This is a genomic window from Streptomyces sp. AJS327 (genome assembly GCF_013450295.1).
Classification (GTDB): domain Bacteria; phylum Actinomycetota; class Actinomycetes; order Streptomycetales; family Streptomycetaceae; genus Streptomyces.
In genome coordinates this window covers 232,100-250,942 of record NZ_SKBR01000002.1, presented here as the reverse complement: position 1 = coordinate 250,942, position 18,843 = coordinate 232,100, and the positions used below count along the sequence as shown (strand labels likewise).

The 18,843-nt window shown below is 74.1% G+C and carries 12 protein-coding genes; 5 read left to right on the top strand and 7 right to left on the bottom strand.

The genetic code is table 11. The annotated features are described in order from the left end of the window. Positions 1-249: 249 nt before the first annotated feature. Positions 250-2,682, bottom strand: coding sequence for an ABC transporter substrate-binding protein (locus E0L36_RS10935; RefSeq protein WP_180928832.1), 2,433 nt, complete (start codon positions 2,680-2,682; stop codon positions 250-252). An 814-nt stretch (positions 2,683-3,496) separates the two neighbouring features. Here E0L36_RS10935 and E0L36_RS10930 point away from each other — a divergent pair. From E0L36_RS10930 to E0L36_RS10915, 4 genes are read left to right on the top strand one after another with little or no spacing between them, the layout of a single operon-like run. Beyond that, positions 3,497-3,778 (top strand): hypothetical protein, encoded by a 282-nt coding sequence (locus E0L36_RS10930; protein ID WP_180928831.1) that lies wholly within the window; start codon positions 3,497-3,499, stop codon positions 3,776-3,778. 51 nt (positions 3,779-3,829) lie between these two features. Further along, positions 3,830-4,663, top strand: a complete 834-nt coding sequence (locus tag E0L36_RS10925) for a hypothetical protein (RefSeq protein WP_180928830.1) — start codon at positions 3,830-3,832, stop codon at positions 4,661-4,663. 24 nt (positions 4,664-4,687) lie between these two features. Beyond that, complete coding sequence (locus E0L36_RS10920) at positions 4,688-6,712, top strand: fumarate reductase/succinate dehydrogenase flavoprotein subunit (protein ID WP_180928829.1); 2,025 nt, start codon at positions 4,688-4,690, stop codon at positions 6,710-6,712. Then, positions 6,709-7,557, top strand: a complete 849-nt coding sequence (locus tag E0L36_RS10915; protein ID WP_180928828.1) for a succinate dehydrogenase/fumarate reductase iron-sulfur subunit — start codon at positions 6,709-6,711, stop codon at positions 7,555-7,557. The genes E0L36_RS10920 and E0L36_RS10915 overlap by 4 nt, the downstream gene beginning before the upstream one ends. Before the next feature lie 83 nt (positions 7,558-7,640). Here the strand turns inward: E0L36_RS10915 and E0L36_RS10910 are convergent, their stop codons facing one another. From E0L36_RS10910 to E0L36_RS10885, 6 genes are all read right to left on the bottom strand, one after another. Beyond that, a complete protein-coding gene (locus tag E0L36_RS10910; protein ID WP_180928827.1) occupies positions 7,641-9,518 on the bottom strand; it encodes a SpoIIE family protein phosphatase in 1,878 nt (625 codons plus the stop codon). Between the two features lie 247 nt (positions 9,519-9,765). Then, positions 9,766-12,525, bottom strand: a complete 2,760-nt coding sequence (locus E0L36_RS10905; protein ID WP_308416723.1) for a SpoIIE family protein phosphatase — start codon at positions 12,523-12,525, stop codon at positions 9,766-9,768. Positions 12,526-12,892: 367 nt separating this feature from the next. After that, positions 12,893-13,108 (bottom strand): SPOR domain-containing protein, encoded by a 216-nt coding sequence (locus tag E0L36_RS10900; protein WP_374705519.1) that lies wholly within the window; start codon positions 13,106-13,108, stop codon positions 12,893-12,895. 530 nt (positions 13,109-13,638) lie between these two features. Continuing rightward, complete coding sequence (locus E0L36_RS10895; protein WP_180928825.1) at positions 13,639-14,391, bottom strand: GntR family transcriptional regulator; 753 nt, start codon at positions 14,389-14,391, stop codon at positions 13,639-13,641. A gap of 215 nt (positions 14,392-14,606) precedes the next feature. Continuing rightward, positions 14,607-15,977 carry an ABC transporter permease gene (locus tag E0L36_RS10890; RefSeq protein WP_180928824.1) on the bottom strand — a complete coding sequence of 457 codons (1,371 nt, stop codon included), beginning with the start codon at positions 15,975-15,977 and terminating at the stop codon, positions 14,607-14,609. Between the two features lie 3 nt (positions 15,978-15,980). Further along, a complete protein-coding gene (locus E0L36_RS10885; RefSeq protein WP_180929926.1) occupies positions 15,981-16,760 on the bottom strand; it encodes an ABC transporter ATP-binding protein in 780 nt (259 codons plus the stop codon). 738 nt (positions 16,761-17,498) lie between these two features. Here E0L36_RS10885 and E0L36_RS10880 point away from each other — a divergent pair. Continuing rightward, on the top strand, positions 17,499-18,533 hold the full coding sequence (locus tag E0L36_RS10880) for a hypothetical protein (RefSeq protein WP_258016139.1): 1,035 nt from the start codon (positions 17,499-17,501) through the stop codon (positions 18,531-18,533). Positions 18,534-18,843: the final 310 nt, after the last annotated feature.

Sequence of the window (18,843 nt, the reverse complement as noted above, 5' to 3'; positions counted from 1 at the left end):
GCGCTACTCCCGGGTTGAATGGGTGGGGCGCGTTGCGCTGCGCCCTGCCGGGCTGATCTCGCCACGGCCTCAGCTCCATGGTACGGGCCGCCACCCCGTCCCTCGCGTTGGGCCTCTGACCAGGGATTTTCGTATCCTCCACCCTCGGGGACCGGTTCCGGCGCGTCCCACGGACGAGGGCGGCCCGGCGGCGGCCCCACCGGGGGACGCCACCGGGCCGCGGCCGGAACCGCCCACCGGGAGCGGCGCTCAGCTCTTCCGGAAGCCGATGTCCTGGTAGCGCGGGGTCTGGAAGCCGAAGGCGCCCGCGTTCACCAGCTTCTCGGACGCCGCGACCAGCTGGGGCCGCTGGAAGAGCGGCACGGACCCCGCCACCGCCCAGATCCGCGCGTCGGCCCGCCGCATCGCGGCCCGCCGCGCCCCCTCGTCCAGCTCCCCGGTGGCCTCCTCGAAGAGCCGGTCGATCTGGTCTGTGCCGACCCGGGTGTAGTTCTGCTCCACCAGCAGCGAACCGTCGGCGGCCGCCTCCGGCTTGGCGAAGATCGGACGGGCGTCGGTGGCCGGATAGGCGCTGCCCGGCCAGGAGTAGAGCGCCAGGTCGTACTCGCCCGCGGCCACGTGGTCCTTGAAGAAGCTGTCGTCGGCCACCTGCTTGATCCTGGTCCGCACCCCGACCCCGTCCAGCATCCGCGCGATGCGCTCACCGGTCGCCCGGATGTGCTCGGAGCCCGGCCCGGCGGGCAGGACGAAGTCCAGGACCAGCGGCTGACCGTTCTTGGTCCGCACGGCTGTCGCCGCACCCGTCATGAGCCCCAGCTCCTCGGCGGAGGCCCGCTCGTCCCGCGCCTCCGCCCGGTACGCGGTGGCCTCCGACCGCAGCCGCTCGGCGTCCCCGGCCGGGGCGGCCGATGTTCCGCCCTCCTGCGCTTCGGCCGCGCCGAGCTGCGCCCGCGCCGCCTGCTCCAGCAGCGCGGCCCGCTGGCCCACGACCGACGGCGCCGGGCTGAGCGGCCCCCGCGACCCGGCCAGCAGCGCCCGCGCCCCCGCGCCGCCCACGGCCCGGTCCTCCGTGGTCCCGCCCCCCGGCGAGCCGCCGCCGTCCCGCTCCCCGGCCGACCCGCCCGGCTTCTCGTCCTGGCCGTCCCGCTTTCCGTCCTGGCCGTCCCCGGGGTCCTGCTTCCCGTCCACCTCGGCCTCCTGCCCGGCCGGGGGGATACCGCCCGGCGAGGCGGGCGTGCGCGGCCCGTCCTTCGGGGCGTCGCCGCTGTTCCAGCCCGCGTCGGACAGGAGCGAGCGCGCCGAGTCGATGCTCCGGCCGCCGACCGCGCCGCTGTTGTCCGCGTAGCCGCGCTGGTCACGCATCCGCAGATGGCTGCCGAGCGGCTTGGTGGGCAGTCCGGCCGGGCCGAGCACCGCCTTGGCCAGTTCGCCCCGGTCGATGGCCCGGACGATGGCCTGCCGGACCCGCTCGTCCGCGAGGGGGGTGCTGGCCCCGTTCAGCGCGAGCTGGGTGTAGCCGGGGTCGAGCGCCTTCCGCACCCGCAGCCCCTTCAGCTTGGCCTGCGCTGCCCGCGCCCTGAGCTGCCGCGCCCGCGCGCCCTCCGCGTTCTTCCCGTCTCCGGAGCCTTCCGCCTTTTTGGTGTCTCCGGCCTTCCCGGACGGCCGGGACTCCGCCGAGTTCCCGGCATCCCCGGCGTCGTCCCCCGCGTCCTGGCCGTCCTGGCCACCCCTGTCGTCCCGGCTGTCGCGGTCGGTGTCGTCGCCCCCCTTGCCGTTCTGTAGCTCGGCGGGAAGCGAGTCCGCGTCCTGGACGCGCCGCGCGGTGCCCGTGCCGACCTCCGCGTAGTGCAGCGCCCCGGAGGCCAGCGCCGCCTCGCGCTCGCCGCGCGGCACCGCCTTCAGCTCGATCGCGGAGAGCTTGGCGCGCTCCCCCCACCAGGCTCCGTTCCGCTCCAGCCGCGTGGAGCCGGACTTCGGGTCCAGCGCGCCGGGACGGAAGGGGCCCGCCACGGCGGGCAGGGCCTGGCGCGAACCGTTGTTGAACGCCTTGGGGTCGCCCATCACCGACCGGGGGTACAGCGGGGTGAACAGCGACCTCCAGTCGCCGTAGGGCTTGGCGAAGACCACCTTCACCTCGTGCTCGCCCTCCCCCTGGGAGATCGACGCGATCCGGTCGTAGCCCGCGTTGCGCGCCGCCCAGTACGCCTTGTTCTTACCGTTCAGCGCCTTCCACTGGGCGGTGAAGTCGGCCGCCCCGACGGGCTTCCCGTCGCTCCACCGGGCCTCGGGGTTCAGCTTGTAGACCACCGTCTGCTTCGGTTCCCGTTCGGTGACCTCGGCGGACTCCAGGTAGTCCGGGTTGGCGCGCGGCTCGGCGCGGTCGTCCAGCGTGAACAGGGCGGGCAGCGCGGCCTCGGCCACCCGGTCGGTGGCCGGTCCGGCGTCCGGCTGGAAGACGTTGTACGTGGTGGGCAGCGCGTCCACGGCCCAGCGCAGGGTCCCGCCCTCGGCCACCCGGGACCGGTCGGCGGTGGGTACGTCACTCGCGGCGCCGCTGGAGCCGCCCTCCTCACGACCCCCGCCCGAGCTGCACCCGGCGAGCAGTGGGGAGAGGAGCGCTCCGGCGGCGAGGAGCGCCGCCCAGCGCCGAGCGGCGGTGTCGGGGAGGGGGACAGCGGGCATGGCGGACACCTCCGAAGCTGGCCGCAGCCCCGTTTTCCCCACATCCGGTGCCTTTTGCGGCTCATCACATATTTGGTCCCCACTCAAAGCGAGCCGCTCCGGAGGACGCCGGAGGCACGGCGACCCACGGGCACACGCCACCCTGGCGGGCTAGGCTCCGCCGCCCGACCGGCCAGCCGCCCCCGGCCCGAGCGCCCCGCCTCCCGCCCCGCCAGCACCAGCACCAGCACCCCGCGACCGGGCGGACCGGAACGTCCCACCGAACCGAACCGGGAGTCGGAGCCCGCTCCGCCCCGGCCACCTGGACCGCCCGGACCGCCTGGGCCACCCGTCGGCCCCGGCCCCGGCCCCGACCCAGTTCCGGCCCGGCCGGTGCGCGCCCTCGTGCCCCGGGATCCGCGCCCGCACTCGCCCTGCCACACCGCCGCCCATCGCCCGCCGCCCGTCCTCCGTCGCCCGTTCCCGGCTCGGCCGCTCGCTCCCCTCCGTCCGTCCGGCGGGGGTGTGCCGTGCCCCACGGCCGGGAACCGGGGCCGGGGTACGAGGCCCGGGGCCGGGGACCGGGGGCACGCGACGATCACACTGTCCGACGTCTGCGGCGCGCCGCAGATATGCCCAACTGACCGCTATCACCGAAGAGTTGACGGACGATCATGCGGTCCGCACTCCGTACGGCGGAATCCGGTTCCGCACCCTTCACAAGCGGGACTGTGACGCGCAACACTCGCCAGGCGCGTGAACCGCGCCGTATGCCAGCCGCCACCACTCAGCGGAGGTGGGCACGTCCTTGTCCTCACAGTCATCCCACACGTCCGTGCCCGACGCGCTCGCCACCGCCCAGCGCTGCCTCACCGAACTGGTGCGCACCATCGACCGGTTGGAGCAGCAGGTCGGCGGAGGTCTGGAGATGCGCCGTGTGCGCAGTGACACGGAGCATCTGCGGGAGTCGCTCTCGCTGCTCAAGGAGGCGGCGCCGCGTGCCCGTCAGGTCCCCCGTTCGGAGATGGTGCCGGTGCCGGACCAGCCCTACGACAGACAGCTCTGGGCCGACGCCGACGACGAGGGCCTGGGCGCGAGGGACCGGCATGCGCCGTAACGACGCGGCACCCCTTGGCCGCGTCGAAGTCGCCTGACCCGGAGAATCCTGTTGGCCACTGGCACCGAACCCCCACCCACGACGGACAGTCAGCGCGGCGGTGTGTGGCACCGCTCGCGCGCCGCCATCGCCCAGCCGCACCTGCGCACCGACCGCTGGTGGCTCGCCCCGGCCGCCACCGCGCTCGGCCTCCTGGCGTTCGTCGTCTACTCGTCCTGGCGCGCGTTCAGCAACGCGGACTACTACGCGGCGCCGTACGTCTCCCCGTTCTACTCGCCCTGTCTCGCGGAGAGTTGCGAGCCGATGAAGGGCGGTCCCAACTGGGCGCTCTTCGGGGAATGGTGGGTGCTCTCACCCGCCGTGATCATCCTGATCTTCCCGCTGGGCTTCCGGATGACCTGCTACTACTACCGCAAGGCGTACTACCGCGGGTTCTGGGCGTCGCCCCCGGCCTGCGCGGTCGCCGAACCGCACCGCGGGTACACCGGCGAGACGCGCTTCCCGCTGATCCTCCAGAACATCCACCGCTACTTCTTCTACCCGGCGCTGGGCATCGCCGTGATCCTCACCTGGGACACCGTCCTCGGCTTCCGCGACGAGCACTACGAGTGGGGGCACATGGGGCTGGGGACCCTGGTGTTCCTGGCGAACGTCGTCCTGATCTGGCTCTACACCCTCTCCTGCCACAGCTGCCGGCACATCATCGGCGGGCGGCTGCGGCACTTCTCCAAGCACCCCGTCCGCTACCGCCTCTGGGGCATGGTCGGCAGGCTCAACGAGCGGCACATGATGCTCGCCTGGGCCTCGCTGATCAGCGTGGCCGTCGCCGACCTGTACGTCTACCTGCTGGCGACCGGCGTCTTCACGGACCCCCGGTTCTTCTGAGTCATCGAGAGGGATGCACGAGTCATGTCGCAAGTCGAACGCCAGCAGTGGGACGTCATCATCGTCGGCGCGGGCGGCGCGGGGCTGCGCGCCGCCGTCGAGGCCCGGCGCCAGGGGCTGCGCACCGCCGTCATCTGCAAGTCCCTGTTCGGCAAGGCCCATACGGTGATGGCGGAGGGCGGCATCGCCGCCAGCATGGGCAACGTCAACGAGGGCGACAACTGGGAGGTCCACTTCCGGGACACCCTGCGGGGTGGCAAGTTCCTCAACCAGTGGCGGATGGCGGAGCTGCACGCCCGGGAGGCGCCCGAGCGCGTCTGGGAACTGGAGACCTGGGGCGCGCTGTTCGACCGCACCGCGGACGGCCGGATCTCGCAGCGCAACTTCGGCGGCCACGAGTACCCGCGCCTCGCGCACGTCGGCGACCGGACCGGGCTGGAGCTGATCCGCACGCTCCAGCAACAGACGGTCGCCCTCCAGCAGGAGGACTTCGCGGAGCACGGCGACCACGAGGCCCGGCTCAAGGTCTTCCAGGAGTGCACCGTCACCCGGATCCTGAAGGACGACTCCGGCCGGGTGGCCGGGGTCTTCTGCTACGAGCGCGAGTCGGGCCGCTTCTTCGTCCTGGAGGGTCCGGCGGTGGTCCTGGCCACCGGTGGCATCGGCAAGTCCTTCAAGGTGACCTCCAACTCCTGGGAGTACACCGGGGACGGGCACGCGCTGGCGCTGCTCGCGGGGGCGTCCCTGATCAACATGGAGTTCGTGCAGTTCCACCCGACGGGCATGGTCTGGCCGCCGTCCGTGAAGGGCATCCTGGTCACCGAGTCGGTGCGGGGCGACGGCGGGGTGCTGCGCAACTCCGAGGGCCGGCGGTTTATGTTCGACTACGTCCCGGACGTCTTCAAGGAGAAGTACGCCGAGTCGGAGGAGGAGGCCGACGGCTGGTACACCGACCCGGACAACAACCGCCGCCCGCCCGAACTCCTGCCCAGGGACGAGGTGGCTCGCGCCATCAACTCCGAGGTCAAGGCCGGTCGCGGCACCCCGCACGGCGGGGTCTACCTGGACGTGTCGCAGCGGATGCCCGCCGAGGAGATCAAGCGTCGGCTGCCCTCCATGCACCACCAGTTCCTGGAGCTGGCGGACGTCGACATCACCGCCGAGGCGATGGAGGTCGGGCCGACCTGTCACTACGTGATGGGCGGGGTGGACGTCGACTCGGACAGCGCGGCGGCCGTCGGCGTTCCGGGGCTGTTCGCCGCCGGTGAGGTGGCGGGCGGGATGCACGGCTCCAACCGGCTCGGCGGCAACTCCCTGTCCGACCTGCTGGTTTTCGGCCGTCGCGCCGGGCTGCACGCCGCCGAGTACGCGGCGGCGCTGACGGCCGGGGAGCGGCCCGCCGTCAGCGAGGCGGAGCTGGAGGCGGCGGCGGCCGAGGCGCTGCGGCCGTTCAGCGCCGCGGACGAGGCGGAGGTGCCCGCGACGGCGGAGTCGGCGGGGGCCGGGGCGTCCGGCACGGAGGGAGGCGGGCCACGGGAGAACCCGTACTCCGTGCACCAGGAGCTCCAGCAGACCATGAACGACCTCGTCGGGATCATCCGGCGGGAGGAGGAGATGTCCCAGGCCCTGGAGCGGCTGGCCGCGTTGCGGGAGCGCGCGGCCCGTGCCGGGGTGGAGGGGCACCGGCAGTTCAACCCCGGCTGGCACCTGGCCATCGATCTGCGCAACATGCTGCTGGTGAGCGAGTGCGTGGCGCGGGCCGCGCTGAACCGCACCGAGTCCCGGGGTGGGCACACGCGGGACGACTACCCGGCGATGGACCGGGAGTGGCGGCGCGCCAACCTCGTCTGCACGCTCGCGGACGGGGAGGTGCCCCCGGAGGAGGCCGGGGAGCGGGAGAGCGACGACCGGGAGGTGGCCCGTGGGCGGCCCGGCCGGGTCCGGCTGCGGCGGCGCGAGATGCCGCCGCTGCGCGCGGACCTCCTGGAGCTCTTCGAGAAGGAGGAGCTGACCAAGTACTTGACCGATGAGGAGCTGACGACCGAGTGACCACGGAGACCAACGACGCGGCGACGGACGACGCGGAGAAGCGGCCCGCCGGCGGCACCGCCAGCACCGGCTACCAGGCGCACTTCCGGGTGTGGCGGGGGGACGTGGAGGGCGGCGGCCTGGAGGACTTCACGGTCGAGGTCAACGAGGGCGAGGTCGTCCTCGACATCATCCACCGGCTCCAGGCCACCCAGACCCCGGACCTCGCGGTGCGCTGGAACTGCAAGGCGGGCAAGTGTGGTTCGTGCAGCGCGGAGATCAACGGGCGCCCGCGGCTGCTCTGTATGACGCGGATGTCGCTGTTCGACCCGGGCGACATCATCACCGTCACCCCGCTGCGGGCCTTTCCGGTGGTGCGGGACCTGGTCACGGACGTCTCGTTCAACTACGCCAAGGCCCGCGAGATCCCGTCCTTCGTGGCGCCGCGTGAGCTGAAGCCCGGCGAGTACCGGATGCGGCAGCAGGACGTGGAGCGTTCGCAGGAGTTCCGCAAGTGCATCGAGTGCTTCCTCTGCCAGGACACCTGTCACGCGGTGCGGGACCACGAGGAGAACAAGGAGGCGTTCGCCGGTCCCCGGTTCCTCATGCGCGTCGCCGAGCTGGACATGCATCCGCTGGACGAGGCGGAGGAGCAGGGGCTCGACCGCAAGCGCACCGCGCAGGAGGAGCACGGTCTCGGGTACTGCAACATCACCAAGTGCTGTACCGAGGTGTGCCCGGAGGGCATCCGGATCACCGACAACGCCCTGATTCCGCTGAAGGAACGGGCCGTTGACCGCAAGTACGACCCGCTGGTGTGGCTCGGCAACACGATCCGCCGACGGCGGGGCGGCTCGTCCGGCTGAGCCCGTCCCCTCGCCGGGCCGTGCCCCGTCCTCCCTCGGGGGGCGGGGCACGGTGCTGGGTGGCGGTGGCCGGGCGCGTCCGGTCAGAACAGGTCGAGGAGCGCCTGGGTGGGGTCCGGTTCCGGCGATCCCGCGGCGCGGGGGGCCAGTTCGAACCAGACGGTCTTGCCCCCGGGGGTCCGCCTGCTGCCCCAGGCCGTGCTCAGCAGCCCCACCAGCTGGAGTCCGCGGCCGCCCTCGTCAGTGTGCCGGGCCCGGCGGCGGCGTGGCTGTGCCATCCCGGTGTCCCAGACCTCGCAGACCAGGGTCCGGTCGAGGAGCAGCCGCAGCTGGATGGCGCCCTCTCCGTGCCGGAGCGCGTTGGTGACCAGTTCGCTGACGAGTAGCTCCGCGGTGTCGCCCAGGTCCGCCACGCCCCAGGTGGCGAGCTGTTCGCGGGCCAGGTCGCGGGCGCGGGAGACGGAGCGGGCCTCGGCGGGCAGCCGCCACTCGGCCACCCGGTCCGGACCCAGCCCACGCACCCGGGCGAGGAGCAGCGCGATGTCGTCCTCGCCGTGGTGCACGTTGAGGGTGTTCAGCACCCGGTCGGCGGCGCTCTCCAGGGGTTCGGTGGCGTCGGTGAGGCTGCCGCGGAGGGCGTCCAGCCCCTCGTCCACGGGGGTGTCGCGGGACTCGACCAGTCCGTCCGTGTAGAGCCCGAGCAGCGCGCCGTCCGGCAGTTCCACCTCGATCTCCTCGAAGGGTTCGCCGCCGACGCCGAGCGGCACCCCCTTGGGGACCTCCAACAGCAGGGCGGGCTCGCCGGGTTCGAGCAGCACCGGCGGCAGGTGCCCGGCGTTGGCGAAGGTGCAGCGGCGCGAGACCGGGTCGTAGACGGCGTAGACGCAGGTCGCGAGGTAGATCTCGGAGAGGTCGGAGTGGGCTCCGCCGCCGCGCTGCGCGCGGGGGCTGCCGCCGAGTCCGCGCGCGACCTCGTCCAACGCGCCCAGCACCTCGGCGGGTTCCATGTCGGTGAGCGCCAGCGTCCGTACGGCGGTGCGGAGTTCGCCCATGGCGACGGCGGCGCGCAGTCCGCGGCCCATCACGTCGCCCACGACGATCGCGGTGCGGTGGCCGGGGAGTTCGATGACGTCGAACCAGTCGCCGCCCACCTCGGTGGCGGGGTTGCCGGGCAGGTACCGGCAGGCGATGTCCAGTCCGACGGCCTCCGGGTTCCCGGGGGGCAGCAGGCTCTGTTGCAGGATCAGCGCCCGCTGGTGCTCCCTTCGGTAGAGGCGGGCGTTGTCCACGCAGACGGCGGCCCGGGCGGCGAGTTCGGCGGAGAGCGCCACGTCCCGCTCGCCGAAGGGTTCGCTCCCCTTGGCCCGGGAGAACTGGACGAGGCCCAGCACCCGGCCCCTGGCGACCATCGGCACCGCGAGGGTGCACTGCACCCTCGCGCCGAACGGGGCGGGCGGCGCGCCGTCCCGGTCGTGGACGACCTGCTGGACCCTGGCGGTGCGCAGCGCGGTGGCGAACGGCGAGTGGCAGGCGTAGCAGTGGGTGGAGCCGACCTCGGCCTGGCCCCCGGCCGGGGGCTCGCCCTGGTCGGCGCGGTGGACGCCCACGTCGGAGACGGCGCTGGCGAAGGCCACCCGCCGCATCTCGCCACCGACCATCCCGACGGGGCGTTCCCGCGTGGGTAGTTCGCCGCGCGTCCGGGGGTCGGGCTGGCCGGGGATGACCGGGCGCGGGCCCGACGTGGGGCGGACGGGGCGGGGTTCCTCGCCCGCGAAGACGTCCTGGTAGAGGTCGACGGCGGCCACGTCGCAGAACTGGGGCACGGCGACGTCCAGCAGCTCCCTGGCGGTGGTCTCCAGGTCGAGGGAGTTGCCGATACGGGCTCCGGCCGCGTTGAGCAGCGCGAGGGCCCGGCGGACATCGTCCGGCTTCCCCGCCGCCTCCAGAGGGATGTCGCTCAATGCTGCCCCTTCCCGCTCCCGGCTCCTCCGCCGGTCCGAGCAGTGTCGCACCGGGCGCCTCCGCTGGCGGGCCCTTCGCGTGCACTGTACGGTCGCCGCCCCCGGGGCGTCTCCCGCGCGCTCTCGTGACGTGGTACCTGTTCCCCCGCCGACGGCGGGGTCACCCCACTCCTAACCACGGCGCGGTGGCTCAAATCCACCTGGAGGACGTCCGTGGGTTCGCGCGGCACCGCGTGCCACCACGATCTCACTCCAACGGGAGTTCGAACCAGACCGACTTGCCCACCGGTCCGTAGCGCGTTCCCCACCGGGAGGACTCTCTGGCGACCAGCGCGACGCCCCGGCCGCCCTCGTCGTCGGTGGTGGGGTGGCTGACCCGGGGCGGGTCGGGCAGCCGGTCGGAGACCTCGACCAGCAGGGAGGTGCCGCGCACCAGCCGCAGCCCGACCGGACCGCGCGCGTAGCGCACGGAGTTCGTCACCAACTCGCTGACCAGCAGCACCGCCGTGTCGCAGAGCGCCGCCAGCCCCCACTCGCGCAGCGTCTCGTTCACCGCGTAGCGGGCGGCACGCACGGTGTGGCTGCCGCCGGAGAACGTCCAGGAGGACGAGCTGCCCTCGGGTAGTCCGCCGAGGGTGGCCATCAGCAGCGCGATGTCGTCCTCCGGGGCTGAGGTCCCCTCGCCGGTGGGCCGCTTCCGGGCGGCGATCAGCGCGTCGCAGGCGTTCTCGATGTCGGGCGGCACCTCGTACCCGGGGTTCTCCACGGTCTCCTCGGCCAGGGCCTCCGACCAGCCCGGGCCCTCCGGACCGGACTCCGTGTCCACGGCGCGCGCGGCGCCCGGCGCCGGAGCGGTGCCCCCCTCCGCCCCCGGGGCCGCCCCGCCGGATCCCGCGCCGCCGGGCGGCCGCTCCCGGGGGTGGCCTCCCGTCCCGGTACCGGGCCGCTCGTCGAGGGGGTCGGCGTCCTCGCCGTCCACGCCCGCCTGGGTGAGCATCGCGCAGAGCCGTCCGATGCCCTCGGTGATGTCCTCACCCCGGTTCTCGACCAGCCCGTCGGTGTACAGGATGAGGACAGTGCCCTCCGCCACCTCGACCTCGACGGAGTCGAACGGCACGTCGCCCACCCCGAGGGGGGCGCCGGGGGGCAGGTCGAGGATGCGCGCCCGCCGTCCGCCGCTGCCGTCGGCGGTGAGCAGCAGCGGCGGCATGTGCCCGGCGGTCGCCACGGTGAGCAGCCCGCCGCGGCGCCCGGCGAGCGCGGTGGGCGAGGGGTCGTACAGGGCGAAGACGCAGGTGGCCATCAGCGGTTCGTCCGGGGTCTGCGCGAGGTCGTCGGCCAGCTCGTTGACCCGCCGCAGCAGTTCGTCCGGCGACAGGTCGAGGCCGGTCAGGGTGCGCACGGCGGTGCGCAGTCGGCCCATGGTGGCGGCGGCGCGCAGCCCGTGCCCCATCACGTCGCCGACGACGAACGCGACCCGGCCAGCGGCGAGCGGAATGACGTCGAACCAGTCGCCGCCCACCTCGGTGCCGCTGCTGGCGGGCACGTAGCGGTAGGCGACGCGGATGCCGGGCGGCTCCGGCACCCGCTGGGGCAGCAGGCTGCGCTGGAGGGTGAGCGCTCCCGCCCGCTCCCTGGCGTAGAGCCGGGCGTTGTCCAGCGCGGTCCCGGCCCGGTCAGCGACCTCGACGACGAGCGTCAGATCGTCGTGGTCGAACGGGGCGCGGCCGCCCGAGCGGGCGATCAGCAGCAGCCCGAGCACGATGCCGCGGGCCCGCAGCGGCACCGCGAGCAGCGAGTTGACGTCGAGTTCCAGTGCGGTGCTCACCATCGGGTCGGTCTCACCCGCGGCGGCGATCAGCTCCCGCCGGCTGTTGACCAGATAGGGCGTGCCGGTGGCCAGCACCCGCCCGAAGACGGAGCCGCGCTCCACGCGCAGCTCCCGGCCCGCGTGCAGCAGCCGGTCGACAGCCTCCCCGCCGTACCGCGCGGCCACCCCGATCAGCTGGAGGTCGGCGCCGGTCACCGCGCCGGTGCGGGGCAGCTCGTCCCCGTGGGCGATCTCGCCGTGCGGCATCACCCCGACGTAGTCCGCGAAGCGCGGGGCGAGCGAGGAGGCGAGGGCCTGCGAGACGGCGTGGATTTCCAGCTGGTCGCCGAGGGCCACCCCCACGTCGTCCAGCAGGGAGAGCCGCTGCCGGGCGGCCTCCACCTGCTGGACGGCCTTCCGCCGCTCGGTGATGTCCATGACGGCCCCGACGATCCCGAGGATCCGGCCGTGCCGGTCGGTGAGCCGTCCGTACGAGACGGAGCGCGCCCCCACCCCGTCCGGCGCGGTCAGCACCCGGTCCACCACCGGCTGGCCCGTCTCCAGCACCGAGTCCTGCGCCGCGGCGACGTCCTCGGCCATCCAGTTCGGCAGCACCTCCGGGATCGTTCTGCCGAGGTGGTACTCGGGGGCGGCGCCGTCGAGCCGGGCCAGTTCGTCGTTCACCCGGACGAACCGGCCCTCGGTGTCGAATAGCGCGATGCCGATGGGCGAGGAGACGAACAGCGCGTCGAGCGCGGCCAGATCCTGCTCGACGGCGCGCAGCCGCGCGGTTTCGGCGATGTTGGCCAGGATGAGCGGATTCTCCGCCGCGTCGTACAGCGTCGCGGCCTGCCCCTCGACCTCGGCGACGCTCCCGTCCCGGCAGCGGACGGACAGGATCCCGCGCCACCGGTGCTCCTCCCGCAGCACCCGCCGGGCGTGGTCCAGCGCGTCGGACTCCAGGACGAGCCGGGAGACCGCCATCCCCACGGCCTCCTCGGCCGGCCAGCCGAGGATCTCCTCCATCACCGGGTTCCACAGCAGCACCGTGTCCCGGCCGTCGAGCAGCACGCTGCCGATCGGCAGCGTCTCCAGCAGCGAGGTCGTCACGTCGGGGGCCGGACCCGGGCCGGACCCGGCCCGGTCCTCGGCGCCGTCGGCCGCCTCCCCGGAAGTCCCGGAGGGTCCTGTGCTCACACTGCCCACGCCCCTGATCGGGTAGCCGCCTCGCCCGGCGAACGCGGACGAGGTGGGCGAAGAGGCCCATAGATCCGATTCTGCACGTGGACAGGTTGGGGGCACCGCACGGCTACTCCGCTTGGGGCCCGCCCCGCACACCCCGCCGGGTCACGCCCCCGCGCCAGCACCCACGGGCACGGGGGAGGGCGGGGACACGGGGACACAGGGTTACGGGGAGACCGTCACGGGCTTACGGGCTTACCCGGTTACCCCGGTTACGTAGGGCGGAGGGGCACCGGGACGCGCGGCCGTACGGAAACGGGGGAACGCGGGAACGCGGAGGTGCGGGCGACACCCCCGGAGCACGGGATACCCGGCGGGAGCGTCAGCCGCGCCCGCCGCCCTCCGCTGCCCCGGGGACCATCTTCCACTCGACCAGGTACTCCCCCGGCCCGTCCGCCGTACCGCCCAGCCGCTCGATGACCTGCTGCGCCTCGCCCCGCGTGGGGTAGCTCCCGACGCGGTAGCGGTTGCCGTGCCGGTCCTGCCGTATGACGTGCCAGGGCTGCACAGTGTCGCTGTCGCCGCTCACGCTTCGCATATGCCGGAGCTTACGCCTGGCCTTCACCCAACGCATTCGTCATGGCACGGAGAGACGTCCTTTTCGGCCAGCCGTGCTCCCCCAACGCGTCGAAGATCCCCTGCACTTGGCCCTCCGGGGCCCGTGGGGGGCCGACATCCGGCCTCATCGCCCCGCCACCGCGTGCTACCCCGGGTACGGCCACCCCACGCGAGCCCGCCCCCTCGGCGAACCCCAGCCGGACACCGGCGACATGAGCGCACCGCCGGGACCGCCCCCGAGCCCCCAGCCCTCCGAACACGACCACACAGCCGTCCGCTTGGCCGTCCGGACAACACATCACCGGCGGACGGCGAGAGTTGACCAACTGACCTCAGGACATCGGCGGAGGAGGCGAGTTGAACACCCCTCGCCGGACAGTGCCGCACCGCACGGGAGGTGGACGGGACGGCAGCCGACCGCCAGCGGCCGGCCGGCGGGAGGCGATGGCCGACAGCCAGCGACCAGCAGCCCAGCAGCGCACGGAACGGCGGGGAGCGGGCGGGGAGTTGCTAGCGCACCGGGAGGTGGTAGGTGACGCGGAAACGGTCCGCGGGGACCACCACGTCCGCCGTCTCCACCGGGCGGCCCCCCGCGTAGTGGGTACGGGCGATGACGAGCATGGCGCGGCCCGGGACCCCGCCGAGCGCCGTGGCCTCCTCGGCCAGCGCGGGCCGGGCCCCGACCTCCTCCACCAGGTTGTCGACCACCTGGTCGATGGCCGCCATGCGCTCGACCACGCCCTGACCCCCGAGCGGGCCCTCCTCCGGCAGCATCACCGGGGAGCGGCCGGTCAGCGCCAGCGGCTCCCAGGAGGTCGAGAGCATCACCGGCTCGCCCTCCACGCGGAAGAGATACCGCGTGCGCATCACGCGCGAACCGGCGGTGATCCGCAGCCGGTCGGCGATTCCGGGCGCGGCGTCCCGCTGGTCGCTCCGCGCCTCCCAGACACCCTTGACGGTGTCGTCCGACTGCTCCTGCCGGAAGACGGTGCGCTCCCCCGGCGAGCGGTAGCCGCTCCGGCGGATCCGGCGCGGCGCCGGGTGCTCCCGGACGTAGGTCCCGGATCCGGAGCGGCCCTCGACCAGCCCCTCGGCCATCAGGACCTTGCGCGCCTCCAGCGCGACCGTGTCCGAGACGCCGAACTCCTCGCGGATGCGGGCCTGCGAGGGGAGCCGGGTGTGCGGGGGAAGAAAGCCGTTGGTGATCTGCTGCCGCAGTTCCCCGGCGACCCGCAGGTACGCGGGCTGCTCACCGAATGACACCTGGATCCTCCCCGTGTCCAGCCAGGACATCCGATCGCTTGACAATGCGCAACAGCTTGACAACTCAGGGTTGTTGGCCGCAACGGTCGGCCAAGGTTTCACCCGATGTGATGAGTTGCTGCTCAGACACGGTGGAACCCCCGCGTAACGCCCCCGCGCGCGTCCGTCCCGCTCCGGCCGTCCCCCCGCGACGGCCGGAGCGGGAAGCTTCCGGATCAGGCCGCGAGCACCGCCTCGGTCGCGGTGCTCCGGCGCAGCACCCGCCGGGCCGTGCCCCAGCTCGCCGCGAACGTCAGCAGCGTGGCGAACCCGGTGACGCCGAGCCAGATCCACGGCACGGCCGCGCTGTTGGGCACCGCCGAGCCGGTGCGCGAGACGGAGTAGGGGATCAGCGCGAAGAGTCCGGCGAACGCCCCGGCGGCGACACCGACGAGGCTCAGCACCGCCGCCTCGGCACCGACGGCGGTACGGACCTGGCGCGGGGTGGCGCCCGCGAGCCGCTGCTGGCCGAACTCCCGCGCCCGGAAGGTGGTGAGGGACACCAGCGTGTTGATCAGCATCACGCAGCAGAAGGCCGCGACGATCCCGATCACCACCAGGTTCAGGGTCTCCAGGTTCCGCTGGTCGACCGGTTTCAGCACCCCCTCGTCCGCGATCGCCGCGTTCTCCACCACCTGCATCCCGAGGGTGCCCGTACCGACCCCGGTGAACAGCACGATCGGCAGGACCGCGGCCGACAGCCGCCGGATCCGGTGCCGCACGCCACACACCGCGAGCTGACCGGCGGCTCCGCAGAGGAGGCTCAGCGGTCGGCCCAGCAGCGCCGCGCCGAACCGGGTCAGCGCCGGGGCCAGCAGGGCCAGCCCCACCGAGACGGCGATCACCGCGGGGCCCGCGGCCGCCTGCGCGTCCGCTCCCTCGTCGCGCAGGGCGGTGGCCGTCGTCACCGCCAGACCGGTACCGACGAGCAGGAACAGCGCGGCGGCCACCGCGCGGGCCCGGCCCGTGCGGCCGGTGTCGTACTGGGCGTCGGCCAGCGCGCTGGCGGCGGTCAGCCCGGTGGCGCGGCGGGCCGTGAGCAGCGCGGCGACGACGGCCATCAGCACCGAGCCGCCGACGCCCTGGCCGAGCGCGACCGGGCCTACCGAGTGCGACAGCGCCTCGTCCACCTGGCCGGAGTCGATCAGCAGGTCCAGGATCCAGCCGCCGAGCGGCAGCGCGAACGGGACGGCCAGGGCGGCGGCGAGCAGCGAGACCACGAACGCCTCCCCCACGACCATCGCGCCGATCTGCCGTGGGGTGGCACCGACGTTCTTCAGCAGCGCCAGCTCACGGGCCCGCTGGCGCACGGCGAGGCCGAGGGTGGAGGTGACGGCGAAGACCACCAGCAGCTGCCCCCAGCCGCCGACCACCAGCGCCATGGTCTCCAGCGTGTCCCGGCTCTGGGCGGAGACCGGCTGGGCGCCCGCGGTGTCGAGCAGGGAGCCGAAGGCCATCACCATCGTCGCGCCGAGCAGCACCGCGACGAAGCTGGCGAGGTAGCGGGTGGGGCGGCGGCGCAGCGAGGCGAGCGTCAGCGTCAACACGGTTCACGCTCCCGCCAGTTCGTGCCGCCGGGCGGTGGCGGCGGCGTCCTCGTCCCCGAGGTGCGTCATCCTCTCGGCGACCGACTCGGCGGTGGGCGCCCGCAGTTCGCCGACGATCCGTCCGTCGGCGAGGAACAGCACCGCGTCCGCGTAGGAGGCGGCCACCGGGTCGTGCGTCACCATCACCACGGTCTGCCCGGCCTCCCGCACGGTCTGCCGGAGCAGCGCCAGGACCGCGCGGGCGCCCCGGGTGTCCAGTGCTCCGGTCGGCTCGTCGGCGAACAGCACGCTCGGCTGGCTCACCAGCGCCCGGGCGATCGCGACCCGCTGCTGCTGTCCGCCGGACAGCTGGGCGGGCAGATGAGCCGTGCGGTCGCCGAGCCCCAGCCACTCCAGCACCGCCACGGCGTACCGGCGGTCCGGCCTCCGGCCCGCCAGCCGGAGCGGCAGGGTGGTGTTCTCCAGCACCGTCAGCGTCGGCAGCAGGTTGAACTGCTGGAACACGAAGCCGATCCGTTCGCGGCGGAAGAGCGTCAGCTCCGTCTCGCTGCCGCCGGTGACCTCGGTACCGTCCACCGCGATCCGCCCGCTGGTGGGCCGCTCCAGCCCGGCGGCGCACTGGAGCAGCGTGGACTTGCCGGAGCCCGAGGGCCCCATGACCGCCGTGAAGCTGCCGCGCGCGAGGCTCAGCGAGACCCCGTCCAGCGCGGTGACCGCGCCCGGCGCCGCGGCTCCGTCCGCCTCCCGCCCGTCCGCTCCGTGCACCTTGCGCACCGCGACCATGCGCAGCGCCTCCACGCCGGGCCCGGTGGTCTGCCGCCCCACGTCCGTCCTCCGTCGTGACACCGTCGTCCCTCCCTTCGCCGGGCGCCTTCCGCCCGTCCCTCTCGACGCTATGAGCGGCCTGACCGCCACACGAGGGACGCAGCATCCGGACGGAGGTGCACTTGGGTGCACCCCCCACACACGACTCAGCCCCCACGGCACGGGGGTCCGGGCCACCCTCTCCTCGCCGGTCCCCCAGCTCACGGGCGCGCGGGGCCCGGGCAGTCGCGGTGGCTCGTACGCCGGGCCCGCGCGGGCCGCCGCGTCCCGCGGCTCCCCCGGTCCCCTGGCGCTCCCGTGGGCCGGGGCGCCTCCAAGGACCGCTCGCGCATCGCGGGTGTGAACCGCCGCTCTCCGGTAACCGGGGGGCCGGAGGGGCACGCGGGCCGTCCGCGCGGGACGGGCTCCGGGTGCGGGATGACCCCTGTCCGGGTCGGGTCCGGCCGGGGTGAGCGGCGTAGGGCGGCCGCCGCGACCGGGCGGCCGGCCGGGGCGGGGCGAGAACAGGACGCGAACGGGACGAGAGCGGGAGGGGGTGGGCCGAGAGCGCGAGGAGGGCGGGGACCGGGCGGGAGGAGGGAGCGCGCTCCGGTGGACCCGCGCCGGTGGTGCGCCGCGCCGCGTCGGGGAAAACCCACTCGATCCGGCGTCGGCGTATGACGATGAGCCGAAGGCCGATCATCTATGGAGCTGACGATGGATCTGTCCACACTGAAGCCGCTGTACCAGCACGAGGGACCCTTCGCGACGGTCTACCTGGAGGGCAGGTCCCCCAGCGAGAACGCGGCCACCCAGGTTCGGCTCCGGTGGCAGGCGCTCCGCGACCGGCTCGAACAGCAGGGCGCGCCCCCCGGGCCCCTGGACGCCCTGGAGGGCGAGCTGCGCGCCGGAACGCCCGGCGAGGAGCAGACCAACGGACGGGTCCTGGTAGCCGGGGCTGGCGGCGTCGTCCTGGACGAGCCGTGGGACGCGGCGCTCGGCGTGGGCGACGCGGCGCACTGGGCCTACCTCCCCGAACTCGGGCCCTACGCGCGCGAGCGGGCCCGTTCGGTGCGGATGCTGGTGGTCGTCGCCGACCAGGAGGGTGCCGAGATCCGGCAGGCGGTCGTCGCCGAGCAGCACCATCCGCAGGCGCTGGGCGACGAGACCGTGCAGGGCACCGCCATCGAGGGGGTCCACAAGCCGCGACACGGCTTCCTGTCGCACAACCAGATCCAGCGGCGCGCCGACGAGGCGGTGGACCGCAACGCCATGGACGTGGCGGAGCACGTCCGGCGGACCGCCGACCGGTTCCGCCCCGAACTGGTGGTACTGGCCGGGGGGGTTCAGGCGCGCGCCGCGGTACGCGACGCCCTGCACGACGGTCTCGCCGCGCTGCTGGTGGAGACGGAGCGCGGCGGCCGCGACGAGCGCGCCTCCGACGAGGCCCTCAACGACGAGCTGTTGCGGTTCGCCGCCGAGGAGAGCGCCCGGGTGGCCGGGGAGCGCGCCGGGGCGCTGCGTGCGGGGCAGCCGCACGAGCAGGCGGCGGAGGGTGACCAGCCGGTGGTCCGGGCCGCTGAACTGGGCGCTGTGGACACCCTGTTGTTCGAGGAGGACGTCCGGGTGCCCCGCGAGTCGCTGCTGCTGAAGACCTGCGCGGAGACCTCGTCCGCCTTCGGTCTCGTCCCGGGCGGCACCGGCCTGGCCGACGGCGTCGGCGCGCTGCTCCGCTTCCCCACCCGCCACTGACCACCGGGCGGCTCGCTGGGCGCCCGCGAACGCCCGCCCCCACGAACCCGGCCCCAACCGGCCTCCCCACACCGCCGGTTGGGGCCGCCTCGCGTCGGCCCACGACCGGCACGGGGATGTCCGGTCCGGCTCCATCCGGAACGCGTCGCCAACTCACCTCCTTCACTGGCCTGTTCTGTTGCCCGTGCGGTGAACGGATGGCGTGCGGAGGCATCCTGGTCATCGACGCGGCGGCACGCCGGTACATACGCTGCTACCGCACCGGGGGCAGGCGGCGGCCAGCGCGCTCCCTCGACCAACCGGCCCGGGA

Coding starts and splice junctions, on each gene's coding strand:
- E0L36_RS10935 (WP_180928832.1), bottom strand. CDS start 2,682: ATGCCCGCTGTCCCCCTCCCCGACACCGCCGCTCGGCGCTGGGCGGCG.
- E0L36_RS10920 (WP_180928829.1), top strand. CDS start 4,688: ATGTCGCAAGTCGAACGCCAGCAGTGGGACGTCATCATCGTCGGCGCG.
- E0L36_RS10900 (WP_374705519.1), bottom strand. CDS start 13,108: ATGCGAAGCGTGAGCGGCGACAGCGACACTGTGCAGCCCTGGCACGTC.
- E0L36_RS10885 (WP_180929926.1), bottom strand. CDS start 16,760: ATGGTCGCGGTGCGCAAGGTGCACGGAGCGGACGGGCGGGAGGCGGAC.
- E0L36_RS10880 (WP_258016139.1), top strand. CDS start 17,499: ATGGATCTGTCCACACTGAAGCCGCTGTACCAGCACGAGGGACCCTTC.